Genomic DNA, 17,561 nt, shown 5'->3' on the forward strand with positions numbered 1-17,561 from the left:
TACTCTACTTTGTCAGTTAGTAGCAAAGTTAGTGGGTGGAAATTAACCGCGAAGTCGCGCTACTGTTGGCAACTAGTGGGTGGTTGAGCCAGGAGTTGTTAGATGTATATAAGATCCAATGTGTATCAGCTGTTCATGCAGCAATACCCGGATGCGCATTTTGTGACGGTTTACCATGAAAACGGCCGTGTTTCGGAAATTGCCTCTGGCAAGCGCGAGGGCAAAGTCGAGGTGGTTTTTGTCGGGACCTACGAAGCCACTGGCTGCCTGGTGGTCGAAAGCCGTATCACTGAAGACCCTTGGGGCCTGCCGGAAACGCTCTGCAGCGCAGGTCCCATGCATTACTACAGCATGGGTGCCGAACGCGCGATGACTCACGCCAACAGTCCGATCTGCACCAAGCGTTGAAGCCACAGTGCGTCTGAGGGTGCGGGCACCGGTCCGGTGTTTCGCGCAGAAAGTTGGGCAATACCCGAGGTTTGGACTATGGTCCACTGGGCTTAAGAATATTGTATTTATCATTTAAACCAGGAACTGGAATTCCGCTCGCGGCCTTCACATCGCTGCGCAGGTCACAAGGATCGTAAAATGCCCAATAGAACTGCACGCCTGACCATATTGATTGACCAGCCGACCAAGAAAGAACTTGAAGATCTTGCTGCGCTCTCTGACCTGACCACTTCGCAAGTCATTCGTAAGCTCATAAAAGACTATCTGGAAGAGTCCAACGGCCATCCGGTAACAACACCGAGACATTCTATCCAGTAGTTCGTTGGGTTCGGCGTACAGCCGTGGCCGCGGTCTTGTCTTGACCACCGAGCCGCTGCCCGGCGTTGCGTGTCCCTGGCATTTTTGACGATCGGCAATCCGTCTTTTACGTAAAAAAAATGTGGTTATTTAAGCACTTAGCTAAAAATTATTTCATTTTTCTACATGTAAATATCTTGTTACAAGTCGTCAGGTCGGGTTAATATTGCCCCGCGTTCACCACCACGGTTTATGCATTTTTAAGCCCCAAGTTTCCATCAGCTACTTGGGCTTTTTTTTGCCTGAAATTTGACCTTCAAACCCGGTGGTTGATATTCCCAGGCTCCATAAGGCCAGGACAAAAGGTTATTAGACCGTCCCATGGCCCTCTGCTAAAAAAGTAGCTGCACGGCAGTCGCCCCGCACACAGTGGGTCGACGTCGCGACGTGCACTGCATGTCCATTTGCTCAAATGGAAATCGCCCAACATTGTGCTGGGCAACGATCAATGAGTCCGATGCCACCCTTCGGGTCAATTGCTGCGCCTCTGGCCAACTGCTCGCGCAACGCGCAAAGGGCTCATTGATCACTTTCTCTCCCGTCGCCCTTCCTCAGCCAGCTCTCCCGTTAGAATGACCGCACTTGAACAGGTGGATGGGTCATTGATGCGCAGAGAAATTGGCTATTGGCACCGGGAAGGGCGCGAGCTGTTCTATTACTTGGAATTCGACCCGCAGACTGCGCAGTTCTTCCTCACCTGCGAGCACCGGCCCGCCGGTGCTGAGATGAGCATCAGGCGCGTACCCTTGAGCGAAGCCCGCGGCGAGCGGTACTACGAGGATGCCCTGTTGATCATCAAGGAAGAGTTGTTCCGCGATTTCCGAATCCAAGCGCAATGACACGCGTATCCAGCCGCGATCAAGTCGGGCGATTAAGGTGCTACAGTTTTCCCGTGCACCTTATCCAGTCGTACCCAGAGACGGAGGTCATTGTCATGTTACTCAACAAGCCGGAACAGCAACTGCGGCGCGACCTGCAAGGCATTGCATCGGACCTGCGCTGGTCAGCGGTGGACATCAAGGCCATTGCCGAGCGACTGCACCAGGCCGGCAACCCGGTGGATGCGCAGGCGTTGCTGAGGATGTGCGAGGTATTCGAGAAAACCGAGGCGCGGCTCGTCAGCTACGCCAATGAAGTCAAGGCTCACAAAATCAATCTGAGCACCTGAGCGGGGGTTACCTGATGAGCGCTAAACCGACGATTGTGCTGGTCCATGGTTTTTGGGGTGGTGCGGCACATTGGAACAAAGTCATTGGCGAGCTGTTGCGCCTGGGGCATACGCGGATTCGCGCGGTGGAACTGCCGCTGACGTCACTGGCCGACGATGCCGAGCGCACTCGCAAGATGATCGCGCAGGAGCCGGGACCGGTGTTGCTGGTGGGTCACTCCTACGGCGGCGCAGTGATTTCCCAGGCGGGCAACCAGCCGAATGTCGCCGGCCTGGTGTTTATCGCCGCCTTTGCCCCGCAGGCGGGTGAGAGCCCCGGCGGCATCACCCAGGAACACTTGCCAGAGGCTGCGGCCAACCTGGCCCCCGACAGCGATGGCTACCTGTGGGTCAAGCCTGAGCTGTATCACCAGAGCTTCTGCCAGGACCTGCCGGCCAGCGAAGGCCTGGTCATGGGCATCACGCAGAAGGCCCCGTTGGCCAGTACCTTCGGCGACACCGTCACTGATCCGGCCTGGCAACACAAACCCTCGTGGTATCAGATTTCCAGCGAGGACCGGATGATCTCGCCGCAAAACCAGACGCGCATGGCGGCGCGTTTGAACGCCAAGGCAGTGATCACCCTCAAGGCCAGTCACGCCTCGCTGGCCTCGATGCCAGTCGAAGTAGCCGCGTTGATCGACCAGGCCGCCAGCACCATCAGTCAAGACTGAGACTTCCCCCGCAGGAGTGGTCCCCCGCTTGCGGCGCCCGACTGCTCCCCCATGTCCCACGCCCGGACAAATTTCAGCTTGCAACTACTATTACTTTTGCCCAGGCCGGACAAATTCGATAAAGTTAACCATTAGGTCAACTTTTTCGGTTTGTCGGCCCTTCGCATCTTCAGGAAGGGTTTCTGTATGACCTGAATTTTCCAGAACACCATAACGACATGGACGGATTTCATAGCCGTCCAGAGGATGATCCATGTCCAACCGTGACATATCCCGGCGCTCCTTCCTGCAGGGCGGGTTGATCGCTGGCGTCAGCGTGACGCTGACACCGCTCAGCTCCCAGGCGCTGGCTGCCTTGATGGAAAACAGCGTGACCGTGCCGTCCGAGCAATGGCTTGGCAATAACGGCAAGGCCCGCATGCGCAACGACTCGCTGTCCAAGGTCTGCGGCAGCAAGGTTTTTGCCCGCGACATCCGTGCCAAGGACATGCCGGGCTGGCCCCAGCAGCAGGGCCACGCGATGCTGCTCAAGACCATTCGTGCCGACCGCATCTATGAAGGGTTCGACCTGGCGCTGCTGGGCGCCGACCTGCAACCCGATCGCATCGTCACCGCCCAGGACCTGGAGCAGGACGGCATTGTCTTCCCGGAAGACCACGCCCCCGATCCATTGTTGCCGACGGGCAAGGTGCCGATGTTCATCGGCCACCCGGTGGCGATTCTGATCTGGAACGACTTCGAGCGTTTCCGCCAGGCCAAGAACAAGCTCAAGTTCAATGACAAAGCAATCCGCTACGGTGCCCAGGCGCCGCTTTATACCCGCGACCCCTATGGCAGCTTCCGCTACGTGCGGGTGGGCGGTGCGACTTCGGCCGACGAAGACGAATTCGCCAGCCTCAAGGACTCGATCCTGTTCCCGATGATTCGCGAACGCCGCCCGGTATGGAATGCCCAGCCCAACGTGCACGGCAACCTGACCGAGCGCGGGCTGTTTTATGCCGACCGCATGCAGCAGCAACTGCAAACCCCGCCGGACGGCTGGATGGTCTTTGACGAGCGCTACAAGACGCCGTCCATCGAGCCTGCGGCCCTGGAACCGGACAACGGCAATGGCTGGTACGACCCGGCGACCAAGACCCTGCATTTTGTGGTCGCGACCCAGTGCCCGCTGGAAGCCGCCTCGGAAACCGCGAAGATGATCGCGCCGTCGCGTTTCGGCCTTGCCGCGCTGAACATGCACCCCGGCTACACCGTGGGTTATGGCTCCAAGGACCACAACATCTTTGTCTACTACGCGGCCCTGGCAGCGTTGTATGGCAACGGTGTGCCGGTGCGCCTGGCAAACGACCGCTACGAGCAGTTCCAGAGCGGGATCAAGCGCCACCCGTTCGACATCCGCTACCAACTGGCGGTCGACAAGCAGGATCACAGCTTCAAGATTTTCCGCGCCGACATGACCGTCGACGGCGGTGGCCGGATCAACTACAGCCCTTCAGTGGCGGCAGTCGGTGCCACGGCGGCGCAGTCGATCTATTACATGCCACAGAACGACCTGCAAGTGACTGCCTACCACTCGCGCGGCGTTGAAGCCGGCTCCATGCGCGGCTACGGCACCTTGCAGAGCATGGCCGCGACCGAAATGATGGTCGACGAAATCGCCGATCGCCTCGGCATCGATGCCATCGACCTGCGCAAGAAAAACGTGTTGCTCTCGGGCATGAAAAACACCCAGGGCGCAGTGCCGGCCGGGGCCTTGCGCCTGCACGAGATTCTCGAGAAGGCTGCCGGTTTCGACCTGTGGAAAAACCGCAAGGCCTTGAAACTGGCCGAAGATGCCAAGGACCCTGACAACTGGTACGGCATCGGCTTTGCCATCTGCCAGAAAGACTTCGGCACCGGTTCGGAAGCGCCGATGGCCAGTATCGAGTTCACCGCCCAAGGGCATATCACCCTGCGCCACATCGGCATCGAGATCGGCACTGGCATGTCCACCTCCCAGGCCCTGGTGGTCGCCGACTTCCTCGGCAGCCCGGCCAGCGAAGTGAAGACCGGTGAAACCGAGTGGGACGAGCTGCAACTGACCAGCAGCGGCAACCCCTACATCATGAGCCAGGCCGAGCAGGATAGCGTGCTGCGCAACCCACGCTGGGTCGGCAAGATTGCCTCGGCATCGTCGGCCACCAACTCGGCCTACTACTTCAGCCACGCCACCCGCGAAGCGGCGCGCGTGCTGTTCAACCACGGCCTGTGGCCCGCCGCTGTGGAAATCTGGCGCCAGGGACCGTTTGGCGGCCAGGCCAACCCCTACGTGGTACGCCGTGAAGATGCCCATTGGGTCGACGGCAAGCTGACGGCCAACGGCATGGAACCGCTGCCATTGGCAGTACTGGCCAAGCGTGCCCATGAACGTGGGCTGGTGACCGGCGCCACGGTGCATGGTTTCAACCGCTGGAGCTGGGCCGAGGCCGAGTACAACATCAACGGTGTGCGCGAACGCCTGCCGCTTGATGCGCTGGCCGTGAAGTACGGCGATGGTGCGCCGCAGGCGATCAAGGCGCAGATGAAGACCGCTGGTTTCCACCTGCTGGACCGCCAGAACGTGGTGTACCCGGCCACGCAATTGAACAACGCCGCCGTTACCTATTACAGCCCTGTGGCGACCATCGTCGAGCTGAAAGTCAACAAAGGTTCGGGCGAGGTGCAAGTGCTCAACCATCACTCCTGGCTGGAATGCGGCCGGGTGCTGGTGCCAGAACTGGTCAAGGGCCAGCTCGAGGGCGGGATCGCCATGGGCATCGGCCACGCGTTGCTGGAAGAAATGCCGTTGTACGAAGGTGGGCCAGGGGAGGGTGACTGGAACTTCAACCGTTACCGTCTGCCGCGGGCCAAGGATGTCGCGGTGTGGAAACAGACCTCGGAAATCCTCCCACCGTTGTCGCCGAGCGACCCCTCCAAGGGCATCGCCGAGGTGGTGATGATCCCGGTAGTGGGCGCCATCGCCAACGCCGTGGCCCACGCCATCGGCAAACGGGTCCGTGACCTGCCTATCACTCCAGCGCGCATCAAGGAGGCCCTCAATGGCTAACCGTCCGCTCCAAATGACCCTCAATGGTCAAACCGTCGGTCCCGTCGAGGTCCCTGATGATCTGCCGATGATCGACTACCTGCACGAATACCGAAACCTTACCGGCTCGCGCCTGGGCTGCGGCCAGGGCATCTGCCACGCCTGCGTGGTGATCGTCGACAACCCCGACGGCACCAGCGAGGAAGTGCGCACCTGTATCACTGGCGCGCACTACTTCGAGGGTAAGAAGATCCGCACTATCGAGGGCCATGCGACCCGCGACGAGGCGGGCAAGGTCACTGAGCTGAACCCGATCCAGCAGCGCTTCGTCGACGAATTCGCGTTCCAGTGCAGCTACTGCGCGCCGGGGTTCGTCAACGCCGCGACGGTGCTGGTGGAAAAACTGCAGCGCCAGCCGATCAAGCAAAGCCAGCTGGAAGCGGTGATCGAGGACAGCCTCGGTCACCACATCTGCCGCTGCACCGGCTACGTGCGCTATTACAGCGCCACGCGCAACGTGCTCAACGATCTTGGCCTGGTCAAGGAGGGTTGAGCATGAACCGACTACTTAGCGGCGTTGCCAGTGCCGTGGGCCTGGCGGTTGCGCTGCTGGCCAGCCAAGCGGTCCTGGCAGCAGACCCACAGCAGGTCAAGCAGGGCGAATACCTGGCGCGGGCGGCCGACTGCATGGCCTGCCACACCGCACCCGGTGGCGCGCCGTATGCCGGCGGCCTGCCGATCGTCTCGCCGTTCGGCACCATTTATGGCACCAACATCACGCCGGACAAAGAGCACGGTATCGGCCTGTACAGCGATGACGAGTTCTTCGCCGCCTTGACCGAAGGCAAGCGGCGCGATGGCGCCAATCTGTACCCGGCGATGCCGTACACCTCCTATCACCTGATGCCCCGTGCCGATTCCGACGCGATCCACGCGTACCTCAAGACCATCGCACCGATCAATCGCGCGGCACCGGTTACCAGCCTGAGCTTCCCGTTCAACGTGCGCCTGGGCCTGATGGGCTGGAACATGCTCTATGGCAAGGACGTCAAGTTGGCCCCGGCCGAAGGCAAGGGCGAGGCGTGGCAGCGCGGCCAGTACATGGTCGACGTGCTCGGTCACTGTGGCGAATGCCACACCCCGCGCGGCTTGCCCGGCGCCATGCAGCAGGACAAACGCATGACCGGCGGCCTGCTCAACGGCTACCTGGCGCCGAGCCTGCTGGCCGATGACCTGGCGGCTCGCGGCTGGAACCACCAGGACCTGAGCTCGTTCCTCAAGCACGGCATGAGCGCCCAGGGCACGATGTTCAACGAGATGTTCCCGGTGTTCCACAACAGCACCCAGCACCTCAGCGACCCGGACCTGAAGGCCATGGCCACCTTCCTGCTGGGCGAGTTGCCACCGCAACCCAAGGTGCTCAGCGAGGTCACGCCGGACCAGCTCACTGCCAGCGCCCAGCGCGGTCGCCAGGACTACCTGAACGTCTGCGCCGGCTGCCACGGCGGCAATGGTGAAGGTAAACCGCACATCGCCGTGGCGATGCAAGGCAACACCACCTTGCGCCTGGAAGATCCACGCAACCTGTTGCGGGTGATCGAGGATGGGATTGGCGAGCAGCAGTTCTCGGGTTTCGAGCGCATGCAGCCGATGCCGGGCTTTGCCGACAAGTTGAGCACGCAGCAATCCACCGACCTGATCAACTACCTGCGTCAGGCCTGGGGCGGGCAACCGGCTGACCTGCTGATCAGTCAGATCGAACAACTGAAGGCAGAGGCTCCCGCGGAGCACAAGGCGCACTGACATGCAGCATCTTGACCTGCAAGTGATACGGCGCGCGCTGGCCTGGTCCAGCGCGGGCCAGCGTGTGTGGTTGTGCAGTGTGCTCAGCACCTACGGTTCGGCGCCTCGCGCGCCGGGCTCGATGCTGGCGGTCAACGACAGCGGGCACTGGATCGGTTCGCTGTCCGGTGGCTGCGTCGAGGACGATTTTCTCGAGCGCATGGCCGAAGGCTTGTTTGCCGAGGCCGTGAGCGTGGTGCGCTACGGCGAGGGCGATGATCCGCGCTCCCAGGTCAAACTGCCCTGTGGCGGACTGCTGGATGTACTGGTGGAAAGGCTCGAACCCGATTGCGAAGTCCAGGCGCACCTGCGTGAACTGGAATCCGCGCTATTGGGCCAGCGCCGGCTGATCCGTGAAGTCGACCTGCAAAGTGGTGCCCGCGGCCTGTTGGTCGACCGTGAGCACGGGCCACGCATCGAGCGCGAAATCGATCGGGTGCGGTTGCGTGTCGGGGCGGCTCAACGGCTGTTGCTCGCCGGTTACTCGAGCGTCGCGCATGCGTGCGCCGAGTTCGGGGTCGGCCTGGGGTTCGAGGTGATCCTCTGTGATCCGCGCGAGGAAGTGCTGGAGGGAGTGGTGCTGGAGCATGTGGAGATTCGCCGTCAGTTGCCATCGGTGTTCATTGCCCAGGGCGGTTGCCACAGCGACACGGCGGTGGTCGCCTTGACCCATGATCCGCGTATCGACGACCTGGCCATGATGGAAGCCGTACGCACCGAGGCGTTTTACATCGGGGTCATGGGTTCCCTGCAAACCTCGCGGAAACGCTTCGAGCGCCTGCGCCGGATCGGTGGTCTGGGGGAGGCCGAGCTGGCGCGGATTCACGCACCCATCGGCCTGAACCTGGGCAGCAAGACTCCGGCGGAGATCGCCTTGGCGGTGCTGGCCGACATTCTGCGGATTCGCAGCGGTATTGCCCGCGATCAACTCTGATCCAGGGCAGTCAGCCAACGACACACGGCCCTCAAAGCGCTCGGCTCAGCGGAAGCGTGGCAGGGGCCGATCCAGCGGTTTGAGCGAGGTCAGCGCGTTCTGGATCAGCGGCGCGTCCTTCTCGATATCTTGCAGGCGGTCGCGGATTTTCATCGCCGTCGGATGGCCGTCATGTTTGTCGACCCAATCGGCGATTTCCTTGCACGCCGCCGTCAGGCGCGTTTGGCGCGAGTCGAGCAACGTCAGCAGGGTGGTGATGGACTCTTTTTCGGACATGGAAAACACCTCCATTAGTCGAGAAGGTTGGCAAAGGACAACACAACCCCTGTAGGAGCGAGCGCCCGCTTGCGGCCTGCTCGCGATGGACGTCAACGATAACGCGCGGGGCTTGATCAACCGCGTTGTTCTCGGGCTCATCGCTCCAAGTATAGACCCCGCCCTGGAACTGGATCGTTGCCCCCATCAACTATAGATCCCGTTGGCAAACCTGCAAAAACCCCACGTGCTGTTCGTCGCCTGATTCAGCCCGGCAGCACCGGGCCGCCGTCTTGCAACTGCCAGCCGTGCGCGGTCCAGTGCAGGTGGTGGGTGGGCTGCAGGGCCTGGAGAAACTCGGCGTCATGGGAGGCGGCGATGAGCGCCCCGACAAAACCGCGCAAGGCCTGTTCCAGGGCCTGCACGGAGTCCAGGTCGAGGTGATTGGTGGGTTCGTCGAGCAGCAGCAATTGCGCGGGGGTATTGCCCCACGACGCGATCGCCAGGGCGGCCTTGAGGCGCTCGCCACCGCTGAGCTGGCCCGTGGGCAGGTGCACGCGTCGGGCATCCAGCTGCAAGTGAGCCAGGCGGCTGCGCACCGCCCCTTCGGACAGCGGGGTGTCCAGCAGATTCAACTGCTCGACCACCGAGCGCTCGGGGTCCAGCAACCCCAGGTGTTGATCCAGGTAGGCGCTGGGTACGTGGGTCTGGCACTGGCCGCTGACGGCGGCGCAGTGACCGGCGAGCATTTTCAGCAGGGTCGATTTACCGCAACCGTTGGGGCCACTGAGCGCCACCCGCACCGGCCCTGCCAGCGTCAGGTCGAGCCGGCTGCCCGGCGTTTGCCGGGGCAGCCATGGCAACTGCGCAGCCACCAGGGTAATGACTCGCCGGCTGTTGGGCAGCGCGGTGCCCGGCAAGGGGATCAGCACTGGCTCATCGTGAATCACTCGGGCATGGGCCTCGCGGACCTGCGCGTTGAGCTCGGTTTTGCAGGCTTGGTGGGCCTGTCGCACATGGCCCATGATCTCGCTGGCCCGGCCTTTCATGGTGGCCCGTTCGAAGCGTGAGACGTTGGCGGTCTGCGCATGCTTGCGCGACCCGGCGGCGTGCCGCGAAATCGTGTCGTGTTCGCGCTGCAGGCGTTGCAGTTCTCGACGGCGCTGGTTGCGACTGTGCTCCAGTGCCGCGTGCGCCGCCGCTTGCAGCACCGTGCGCTGTTGCAGGTAGGCCGTGTAGTTGCCACTGAATACCTGTACCCCCAAGGGCGACAGTTCGACGATGCGTTGCACGCTGTCGAGCAGGCTTCGGTCGTGACTGACCAGGATCAGGCCGCCGCGCCAGGCCGCCAGTTGCGCCATCAACCAGCGCCGTCCGGAAGCGTCCAGGTGGTTGCTCGGTTCATCCAGCACCAGCAACTCGGCCTGGCTGACCAAGGCACCGATCAGGGCGATCCGTGCACGTTGACCACCACTGAGGGCGGCCATCGGCTGTTGCGCAGTCAGCCCGCTGAGGCCGGCCTGGGCGAGCATGGAGGCAAAGCGCTCGGCCAGGTCCCAGCGCTCGGCGACGTCGTCCAGGTCCTGGGCGCAGGCATTGCCGGCAGCCAGGCGGGCCAGCGCATCGAGTGTACTGGCGATGCCTGCTGCTTGGGCGACGGTCTGGCCGTCGACGCACAGGGGTTCCTGCGCCACATAGGCGACGCTGGCGTGGCAGTTCAAGGTTCCGGCGCTGGGTTGCAGCAGGCCGCTGATTAATCGGGCGAGTACCGATTTGCCGCTGCCGTTACGGCCGACAATGGCCGTCGGGCGTTGGTCGAGGGATAAATCCAGGGCGTCGAACAGGTGCTCGCCATCGGCGAACTGGAAGCTGAGTTGGTTCAGGGTAACGAGTGCAGGCAGACGCGTGACGTGAGTCATAGCACCTCCAAAAAATGTCGAAAAAGGCCAACAAGTGCCCGAGGCGGCTTGTTGCGCATACATTTTTGAAAGGCTTAGTTGTTCACGGCGAACGATCGTCCTGCGGTAGGAAAGGTGGCCAGCCTAGCGTAGATCGGCAAGGCCTTACAAGTTTTGTGGCTTTTGCGAGAGGGTTTGCAGGAACATCATCAGCCCGACCTCTTCGCGGCTCAGGCGCTTGCGTTGGCGCGGCTTGGGCAGTTGCGCCAGGGTGCCGAGCAGGAAACTGTCGAGCACGGCCGGGTGGATGTAGCACTTGCGGCACACGGCTGGGGTGTTGCCGAGCTCCTTGGCGATGCGCTTGACCATCTCGACGATGTGTTGCTTGGCGTCGGTCGCCGACTCCCAAGGCAACTCGCGCAGCGCTGACAGGGCCAGGCTGCTGCCGGCCCAGGTGCGGTAATCCTTGGCGGTGAAGTCGCCCGCTGTCAGTTGATGCAGGTAGGCGTTGATGTCCGAGGAGGTCACGGTGCGCCGTTGCCCCTGTTCGTCCAGGTACTGGAACAGGTCTTGCCCGGGGAGTTCCAGGCAGCGCTTGATGATTCGTGCCAGGCGCCGGTCCTTGACGGTGATCTGGTGTTCGATGCCGCTCTTGCCGCGAAACTGGAAGGCGATCGCGCTGCCGTTCAGCGACACGTGCCGGGTGCGCAAGGTGGTCAGGCCGTAGGAGCGGTTCTGCCGGGCATATTGGCTGTTGCCGACGCGGATCAGGGTGGTGTCGAGCAGGCTGATGACCGTGGCCATGACCTTGTCGCGGCCATGGCCGGGGCTTGCCAGTTGCGCCTCCAGCTGGCGGCGCAGCTTGGGCAGTGCCAGGCCGAACTCCAGCAGGCGCGAATACTTGTCGCCATCGCGCACTTCGCGCCAGCGCGGGTGATAGCGGTATTGCTTGCGCCCCCGGGCATCGCGGCCGGTGGCCTGCAGATGGCCCTGGGGATCGGCACAGATCCACACGTCGGTGTAGGCGGGAGGCACGGCGAGGGCGTTGAGGCGCTTGATTTGCGCAGGGTCGGTAATGCGCTGGCCAGCCACATCGAGATAACAGAACTTGCCGCGCAGGATTTTGCGGCGGATGCCGGGCTGCGTGTCATCGACATAGTGCAGGTCCGGTGGCAGCGAGTCGGCTGGGGTGAGATCCGGCATGGCGCAGGGTCCTTGGGCGGGCTGGTATAGCCATTGACCGCGGGCGTCGGCGGTCGTGCCAAAGGGTTTACGCCAGTACGGCCACGGCCTTGATCTGCGCCCATAACGCCTGGCCCGGATGCAGCTGCAGGTGGTCCCGGGAAAAGCGTGTGATGCGCGCCAGCAGGGGTGTGCCGGCGACGTCCAGGCGCACCAGCACATGGGCGGCGTTGTCGGCGGCAATTTCGCTGACCACCGTCACCGGCAGGCGATTGAGGATGCTGCTCTGTTCGCCGGCGTGCAGGCTCAGGCTGACGTCGCGGGCCTGGACCTTGAAGCGCAGTTGCCTGCCCAGGGCCAGCGGTAGATGGGCCACGCGCACGCTCAATTGACTGTTGGGCAGTTGCAGGGTCAGCAGTTGATAGTCGAGGTTGTAATCGCTGACCTGGCCGTCGATCACCACGCCGGCATCGTCGCCCAGGGCCAGCGGCAGGTCGAGCCGCGCCAGGGTTTCGCCCACAGGGCCACTGGCCAGGGCCTTGCCGGCACTGAGCAGGACGATATGGTCGGCCAGGCGCGCGACCTCATCCTGGGAATGGCTGACGTAGAGCACCGGGATTTCCAGTTCGTCGTGCAGCCGTTCGAGGTACGGCAGGATTTCGCTTTTGCGCTGGGAATCCAGGGCCGCCAGGGGCTCGTCCATCAGCAGCAACCGCGGGCTGGTGAGCAACGCCCGGGCGATGCCGACGCGCTGGCGCTCACCGCCGGAGAGGTGTTGCGGATGGCGATCGAGCAGGTGGGCGATCCCCAGCAACTCAGTGGCGTGGGCCATGTCGACCCGGCGTTGCGCACGAGGAATGCGCCGCCAGCCGAACTCCAGGTTGGCCAGCACCGACAGGTGGGGAAACAAGCTGGCTTCCTGGAACACATAACCCAGCGCGCGCTTGTGGGGTGGCACGAACCGTTGGTTGTGGCTGTCTTGCCAGACTTCGTCGTTGATCTGCACAAAGCCCTGTTCGGCGCGTTCCAGCCCGGCGATGCAACGCAGGCAGGTGGTCTTGCCGGAACCCGAGTGGCCATACAGTGCAGTCACGCCGCGCCCGGGCAGGTCGAGGTCGACATCCAGGGAAAAGTCCGGGTAGTGCAGTTGCAGGCGTACGTGAATCGCGTCGCTCATCGGTCAGCTCCAGCCGGCTTTGGTCTTGCGACTGGAATACAGCGCCAGCAACACCAGGAACGAGAACACCAGCATTGCCCCGGCGAGCCAATGGGCCTGGGCATACTCCATGGCCTCGACGTGGTCGTAGATCTGCACCGACACCACCCGGGTCTTGTCCGGGATGTTGCCGCCGATCATCAGCACCACGCCGAACTCACCCACGGTGTGGGCAAAACCCAGAATTGCGGCGGTGATGAAGCCGGGGCGCGCCAGGGGCAGGATCACCGTGAAAAAGGTGTCCCAAGGGTTGGCGCGCAAGGTCGCCGCCACCTCCAGCGGGCGAGTGCCGATCGCTGAAAAGGCATTTTGCAGCGGCTGGACCACGAAGGGCATGGAGTAGATCACCGAGCCGATCACCAGGCCGGTAAAACTGAAGGTCAGTGTGCCCAGGCCCAGGGCCTGAGTGAACTGGCCGAGAAAACCGTTGGGACCCAGGGTCAGCAGCAGGTAGAAGCCGATGACGGTGGGGGGCAGCACCAGGGGCAGGGCGACGATTGCCCCGACCGGGCCGCGCAACCAGGAGCGGGTGCGCGACAGCCATAACGCGATGGGAGTGCCGATGATCAGCAAAATCACGGTCGTCAGGGACGCCAGCTTGAAGGTCAGCCAGATGGCGGCGAAATCGGCACTCGATAAGGTCATTTAGAGCTGGTAACCATAGGACTGGATGATGGCCGCGGCTTTAGGGCCCTTGAGGTAGTCAACCAGGGCCTTGGCGGCCGGGTTGTCCTTGCCTTTGTTGAGGATGACTGCGTCCTGCTTGATCGGATCATGCATCTCGGCCGGCACGATCCACGCCGAACCGCCGGTGACTTTGCCGTCTTTATAGATCTGCGACAAGGCGACGAAGCCGATTTGTGCATTGCCGGTGGAGACGAACTGGTAGGCCTGGGTGATGTTCTGGCCTTCGACGATCTTGGCCTTGACCTTGTCGGTCAGGCCCAGTTTGGCCAGGACCTGGGTCGCGGCCAGGCCGTAGGGCGCGGCTTTCGGGTTGGCGATGGACAGGTGCTGGTACTGGTTGTCGGCGAGCACCTGGCCCTTGGCGTCGACGTAACCCGCTTTGGCTGACCACAGCGCCAGGGTGCCGATGGCGTAGGTGAAACGCGAGCCCTTGACGATGTCGCCTTCGTTTTCGAGTTTTTGCGCAGTGCTGTCGTCCGCCGCCAGGAACACCTCAAACGGCGCGCCGTTCTTGATCTGGGTATAGAACTGGCCCGTGGCGCCATAAGCGGCCACCAGCTTGTGCCCGGTGTCTTTCTCGAAGTCGGCGGCAATTGCCTGGATCGGCGCGGTGAAGTTGGCCGCCACCGCCACCTGGACCTCATCGGCGTGTGCCGAACCCAGGGCCAACACGGCGATCAGGGACGCCAGGCAAGTAGGTGCGAAACGTGAGACACGAATAGTCATGAAGCGGCTCCGAGAGGGGATGGTGAAACGCTATATAGCGGAATATATAGCGAATCAACGACGAACGGAACTCTCCAAGTCGCGATGATCACGAAGTTGTATACAGTTTTCTTGCCGCGCCGCGCCTTTAGCAGCTGCCGAGCCCGCGAGGCTGCGTTAACGGCCGCAGGCCGTTCGTTGGAGTTGGCAATACCCGCTGGGGGGCGCTGCGCAACCCAACGCAGCCTGCGGCAGCTGCTACGGGACCTTAGCGGCGGGTCAGCAGGGCCAGCGCTTCTTCGGCCAGGCGCCGGGTCAGTTCGCCGGTGGGCAGTTCGATGCCCAGGTGCACGGCTTGGCCGGCCCACAGGTTGCTGAAGTCCGCTTCGCCCTGGGCGCGCAACGGCAGCAACGCGCCACCGGCCAGCGGGAAGGCCGGGGCTTGGGCGCAGATGGGGCCGAGTTCGCGCATCACCCGATTGATAATGCCGCGGGCCGGGCGCCCGGTGAAAATGTTGGTGAGCGCGGTGTCGCTGTCCTTGGCGGTCCGCAAGGCGCGGTAGTGCGAGGCGCTGACCTTGGCTTGCGGGGTGAACAGGTAGGCGGTGCCCAGTTGCACGGCCGAGGCGCCGAGGGCGAACGCCGCCGCAATCGCGCGGGCATCGCCAATGCCGCCGGCAGCGATCACCGGCACGCTGACCGCGTCGACCACCTGCGGCACCAGGGCCAAGGTACCGACCTGGCTGCTCAGGTCCTCGCTGAGGAACATCCCGCGATGGCCGCCGGCCTCGTAGCCCATGGCGATGATCGCGTCACAGCCATGCTGTTGCAGCCAGATTGCCTCATCCACCGTGGTCGCCGACGACAGCACCTTGGCGCCGGTGGCCTTGACCCGTTCGAGCAGGGATTTTTCCGGCAGGCCGAAGTGAAAGCTCACCACTTTCGGGCGAAACTCCTCGACCACTGCACACGCGGCAGCGTCGAAGGGCGCGCGGTTGGAGACCGGCGTCGGCGCCTCGAAATCCACCCCGAGTTCACGGTAGTAGGGTTCCAGTAGTTGCTTCCATTGCTGCGCGCGTAACTCGTCGGCAACCGGCGGTTGATGACAGAAGAAGTTCACATTGAACGGGCGCTGGCTGTGCTGGCCAATGATCGTCAGTTCTTCGCGCAACTGCTCGACACTCAGCATCGCTGCCGGCATCGAGCCCAGACCGCCGGCGTTGCTGGCCTCGATGACCATGGCCGAGCCGGTCGCGCCGGCCATGGGGGCCTGGATGATCGGCAACTCGATGCCGAGCAGGTCAAGAATTCGAGTGTCTGGCCATTGGCTCATCAGCAGTGCGCTCCGGTTGAAAATCGGGTGGGAGGGCTTGGCATCTTCAACTGCCAGCCATTGGCGGTCTTTGGGTAGAAGCCGTCGCCGAGGGCGAAAATCATAAACTTCTCGTGTAACGTCGGTGATGAATTTTTTAACAGTTTGATCAAGGAGGATGGGTTCATGAGCATCAAACAACTGGAAGTGCTGCCATTTAGTGTGTCGGGTTTGCGCGTGCGCACGCTCAATGCGGCCGAGCAACAGACGGCAACTGCACGTATCGGACCGATGTGGGGGCGTTTTTTTAGCGAAGGCCTGTACGAAAAAATACCGGGTAAAACCCCCGACTCCCTGGTGTATGGCGTGTACAGCAACTATGAGTCGGACGCGAGCGGCTCGTTTGATGTGCTGGCCGGGGTCAGGGTCAATGAGCCCGCGACTGAATACCCAAGCATCGAGGTGCAAGGCGGGCAATACCTGGTGTTCGATGCCCAGGGTGCGATGCCGGGCGCAGTGATCGAGGCCTGGGGCCGGGTGTGGGAGTACTTTGAGGCGCATCCACAGATCAAGCGCCGCTTCGCCACTGATTTCGAGGCCTACACCGGTCCCGACAGCGTGGCGGTGCACATCGGGATTTTCTAGGGCTGGTTTTCCCGCGCGAGCAATTGCCGCTTGCGTTCCACCCCCCAGCGGTAGCCCGAGAGCTCGCCGTCGCTGCGTACCACCCGGTGGCAGGGAATCGCCACCGCCAGGTGGTTGGCGCCGCAGGCCTGGGCCACCGCGCGAAAGGCCTTGGGCGCTCCAATCCGCTGGGCGATTTCGGCGTAGCTGGCGGTACTGCCTGGCGGAATCTCGCGCAAGGCCATCCATACTCGCTCCTGAAAGGCCGTGCCACGCACATCCAACGGCAAGTCCAGGCCGAGGGCGGGCGCTTCGATAAACCCGACGACTTGGGCCACCCAATGCTCGAAGTCCGGCTCGGCGCCGATCAACGTTGCCTGGCTAAAGCGCTGCTGCAGGTCTTCGACCAGTGCATTGGGGTCGTCGCCGAGGAGAATCGCACACACCCCACGTTCACTGCGCGCCACCAGGATTGCTCCCAGGGAACATTGGCCGACGGCAAAGCGGATCTCGGTGTTCTGCCCCGAGGCGCGGTAGTCGCTGGGTTTCATGCCGAGCAAATGGTCGGCAGTTTCATAAAAGCGGCTGTTGGAGTTGAAGCCGGCGTCGTATAGCGCCGCGGTCACGGAGTCGGCGGACTCCAGCCGTTCACGCACCCGCCGCGAACGCTGGGCGGTGGCGTAGCCCTTGGGCGTGAGACCGGTGACGGCCTTGAACACCCGATGAAAATGAAACGGGCTCAGGTTTGCGCTGGCCGCCAGCTCGCCGAGGCTGGGTGGGCTCTCGGCCTGCTCGATCTGCCGGCACGCAGCAGCCACCAGGGTCGCATGCTGGGTGGCGACCAGGGACTGGTCCGCCGCGGCCCGCTTGCTGGCGCGAAAACCCGCGGCCAGGGCTTGCTCCTCAGTGTCGAAGAACACCACGTTCTGTGGTTTGGGCAGGCGCGCCAGGCTGCTGGGGCGGCAGTAGATCCCAGTGGTCTTGACCCCGTAGACGAACTGCCCGTCGGCGCGCGGGTCGCGGGCCACGACCGCTGCCCAGCGCGGGTCTTGCTCGATACTGTGTTTGGCTTGGGACATCACGCGCCACCCTGTGAAGATTTGCCTCAGGGTAACCGCTGCGACGACACAGGGCACCCGGCGGCTTGCGCTCGA

The 17,561-nt window shown here is 62.8% G+C and carries 18 protein-coding genes; 10 read left to right on the forward strand and 8 right to left on the reverse strand.

The genetic code is table 11. The features are described 5' to 3' along the window. The first annotated feature begins 102 nt into the window (after window positions 1-102). The 9 genes from QMK50_RS25815 to QMK50_RS25855 all read left to right on the forward strand — a co-directional run bounded on the left by QMK50_RS25815 (window position 103) and on the right by QMK50_RS25855 (window position 8,528). A complete protein-coding gene (locus QMK50_RS25815; RefSeq protein ID WP_143501192.1) occupies window positions 103-408 on the forward strand; it encodes a hypothetical protein in 306 nt (101 codons plus the stop codon). Between the two features lie 180 nt (window positions 409-588). Further along, window positions 589-768, forward strand: coding sequence for a ribbon-helix-helix protein, CopG family (locus tag QMK50_RS25820; RefSeq protein WP_320334364.1), 180 nt, complete (start codon window positions 589-591; stop codon window positions 766-768). Window positions 769-1,412: 644 nt separating this feature from the next. Beyond that, window positions 1,413-1,646, forward strand: a complete 234-nt coding sequence (locus QMK50_RS25825; protein ID WP_095168500.1) for a hypothetical protein — start codon at window positions 1,413-1,415, stop codon at window positions 1,644-1,646. A gap of 95 nt (window positions 1,647-1,741) precedes the next feature. Continuing rightward, window positions 1,742-1,975 (forward strand): hypothetical protein, encoded by a 234-nt coding sequence (locus QMK50_RS25830; RefSeq protein WP_095168498.1) that lies wholly within the window; start codon window positions 1,742-1,744, stop codon window positions 1,973-1,975. A gap of 14 nt (window positions 1,976-1,989) precedes the next feature. Further along, entirely contained in the window at window positions 1,990-2,688 is a 699-nt protein-coding gene (locus QMK50_RS25835; RefSeq protein ID WP_095168497.1) for an alpha/beta hydrolase, read from the forward strand. A 253-nt stretch (window positions 2,689-2,941) separates the two neighbouring features. Beyond that, window positions 2,942-5,773 carry a xanthine dehydrogenase family protein molybdopterin-binding subunit gene (locus QMK50_RS25840; protein WP_159995493.1) on the forward strand — a complete coding sequence of 944 codons (2,832 nt, stop codon included), beginning with the start codon at window positions 2,942-2,944 and terminating at the stop codon, window positions 5,771-5,773. Then, window positions 5,766-6,305: a (2Fe-2S)-binding protein gene (locus tag QMK50_RS25845; RefSeq protein ID WP_095168494.1), complete on the forward strand. Its 540-nt coding sequence runs from the start codon at window positions 5,766-5,768 to the stop codon at window positions 6,303-6,305. Before QMK50_RS25840 ends, QMK50_RS25845 begins: the two co-directional genes overlap by 8 nt. A gap of 2 nt (window positions 6,306-6,307) precedes the next feature. Further along, the gene (locus QMK50_RS25850; RefSeq protein ID WP_095168493.1) at window positions 6,308-7,555 is read left to right on the forward strand and encodes a c-type cytochrome; all 1,248 of its coding nucleotides are present in this window, start codon (window positions 6,308-6,310) and stop codon (window positions 7,553-7,555) included. A gap of 1 nt (window position 7,556) precedes the next feature. Further along, window positions 7,557-8,528, forward strand: a complete 972-nt coding sequence (locus tag QMK50_RS25855) for an XdhC family protein (protein WP_320334365.1) — start codon at window positions 7,557-7,559, stop codon at window positions 8,526-8,528. 45 nt (window positions 8,529-8,573) lie between these two features. Here QMK50_RS25855 and QMK50_RS25860 read toward each other — a convergent pair whose 3' ends face one another. The 7 genes from QMK50_RS25860 to QMK50_RS25890 all read right to left on the reverse strand — a co-directional run bounded on the left by QMK50_RS25860 (window position 8,574) and on the right by QMK50_RS25890 (window position 15,804). Next, complete coding sequence (locus tag QMK50_RS25860; protein WP_095168489.1) at window positions 8,574-8,804, reverse strand: hypothetical protein; 231 nt, start codon at window positions 8,802-8,804, stop codon at window positions 8,574-8,576. 245 nt (window positions 8,805-9,049) lie between these two features. After that, window positions 9,050-10,702 (reverse strand): ABC-F family ATP-binding cassette domain-containing protein, encoded by a 1,653-nt coding sequence (locus QMK50_RS25865; RefSeq protein WP_320334366.1) that lies wholly within the window; start codon window positions 10,700-10,702, stop codon window positions 9,050-9,052. A 144-nt stretch (window positions 10,703-10,846) separates the two neighbouring features. Continuing rightward, a complete protein-coding gene (locus tag QMK50_RS25870; protein ID WP_320334367.1) occupies window positions 10,847-11,884 on the reverse strand; it encodes a DNA topoisomerase IB in 1,038 nt (345 codons plus the stop codon). Window positions 11,885-11,951: 67 nt separating this feature from the next. Beyond that, window positions 11,952-13,040 carry a molybdenum ABC transporter ATP-binding protein gene (gene modC / locus QMK50_RS25875; protein ID WP_320334368.1) on the reverse strand — a complete coding sequence of 363 codons (1,089 nt, stop codon included), beginning with the start codon at window positions 13,038-13,040 and terminating at the stop codon, window positions 11,952-11,954. A gap of 3 nt (window positions 13,041-13,043) precedes the next feature. After that, window positions 13,044-13,724, reverse strand: a complete 681-nt coding sequence (gene modB, locus QMK50_RS25880) for a molybdate ABC transporter permease subunit (RefSeq protein WP_159995503.1) — start codon at window positions 13,722-13,724, stop codon at window positions 13,044-13,046. Further along, a complete protein-coding gene (modA, locus tag QMK50_RS25885) occupies window positions 13,725-14,492 on the reverse strand; it encodes a molybdate ABC transporter substrate-binding protein (RefSeq protein ID WP_095168480.1) in 768 nt (255 codons plus the stop codon). It abuts the gene before it with no gap. Window positions 14,493-14,739: 247 nt separating this feature from the next. Then, on the reverse strand, window positions 14,740-15,804 hold the full coding sequence (locus QMK50_RS25890; protein ID WP_095168478.1) for an NAD(P)H-dependent flavin oxidoreductase: 1,065 nt from the start codon (window positions 15,802-15,804) through the stop codon (window positions 14,740-14,742). A gap of 165 nt (window positions 15,805-15,969) precedes the next feature. Here QMK50_RS25890 and QMK50_RS25895 point away from each other — a divergent pair, with 165 nt between their 5' ends. Then, a complete protein-coding gene (locus QMK50_RS25895; protein WP_320334369.1) occupies window positions 15,970-16,428 on the forward strand; it encodes a GyrI-like domain-containing protein in 459 nt (152 codons plus the stop codon). Here QMK50_RS25895 and ada read toward each other — a convergent pair. After that, on the reverse strand, window positions 16,425-17,486 hold the full coding sequence (ada, locus tag QMK50_RS25900; RefSeq protein WP_320334370.1) for a bifunctional DNA-binding transcriptional regulator/O6-methylguanine-DNA methyltransferase Ada: 1,062 nt from the start codon (window positions 17,484-17,486) through the stop codon (window positions 16,425-16,427). The genes QMK50_RS25895 and ada overlap by 4 nt on opposite strands. Window positions 17,487-17,561 lie beyond the last annotated feature (75 nt).

It is taken from the genome of Pseudomonas sp. P5_152, assembly GCF_033989915.1.
Taxonomy (GTDB): Bacteria; Pseudomonadota; Gammaproteobacteria; order Pseudomonadales; family Pseudomonadaceae; genus Aquipseudomonas.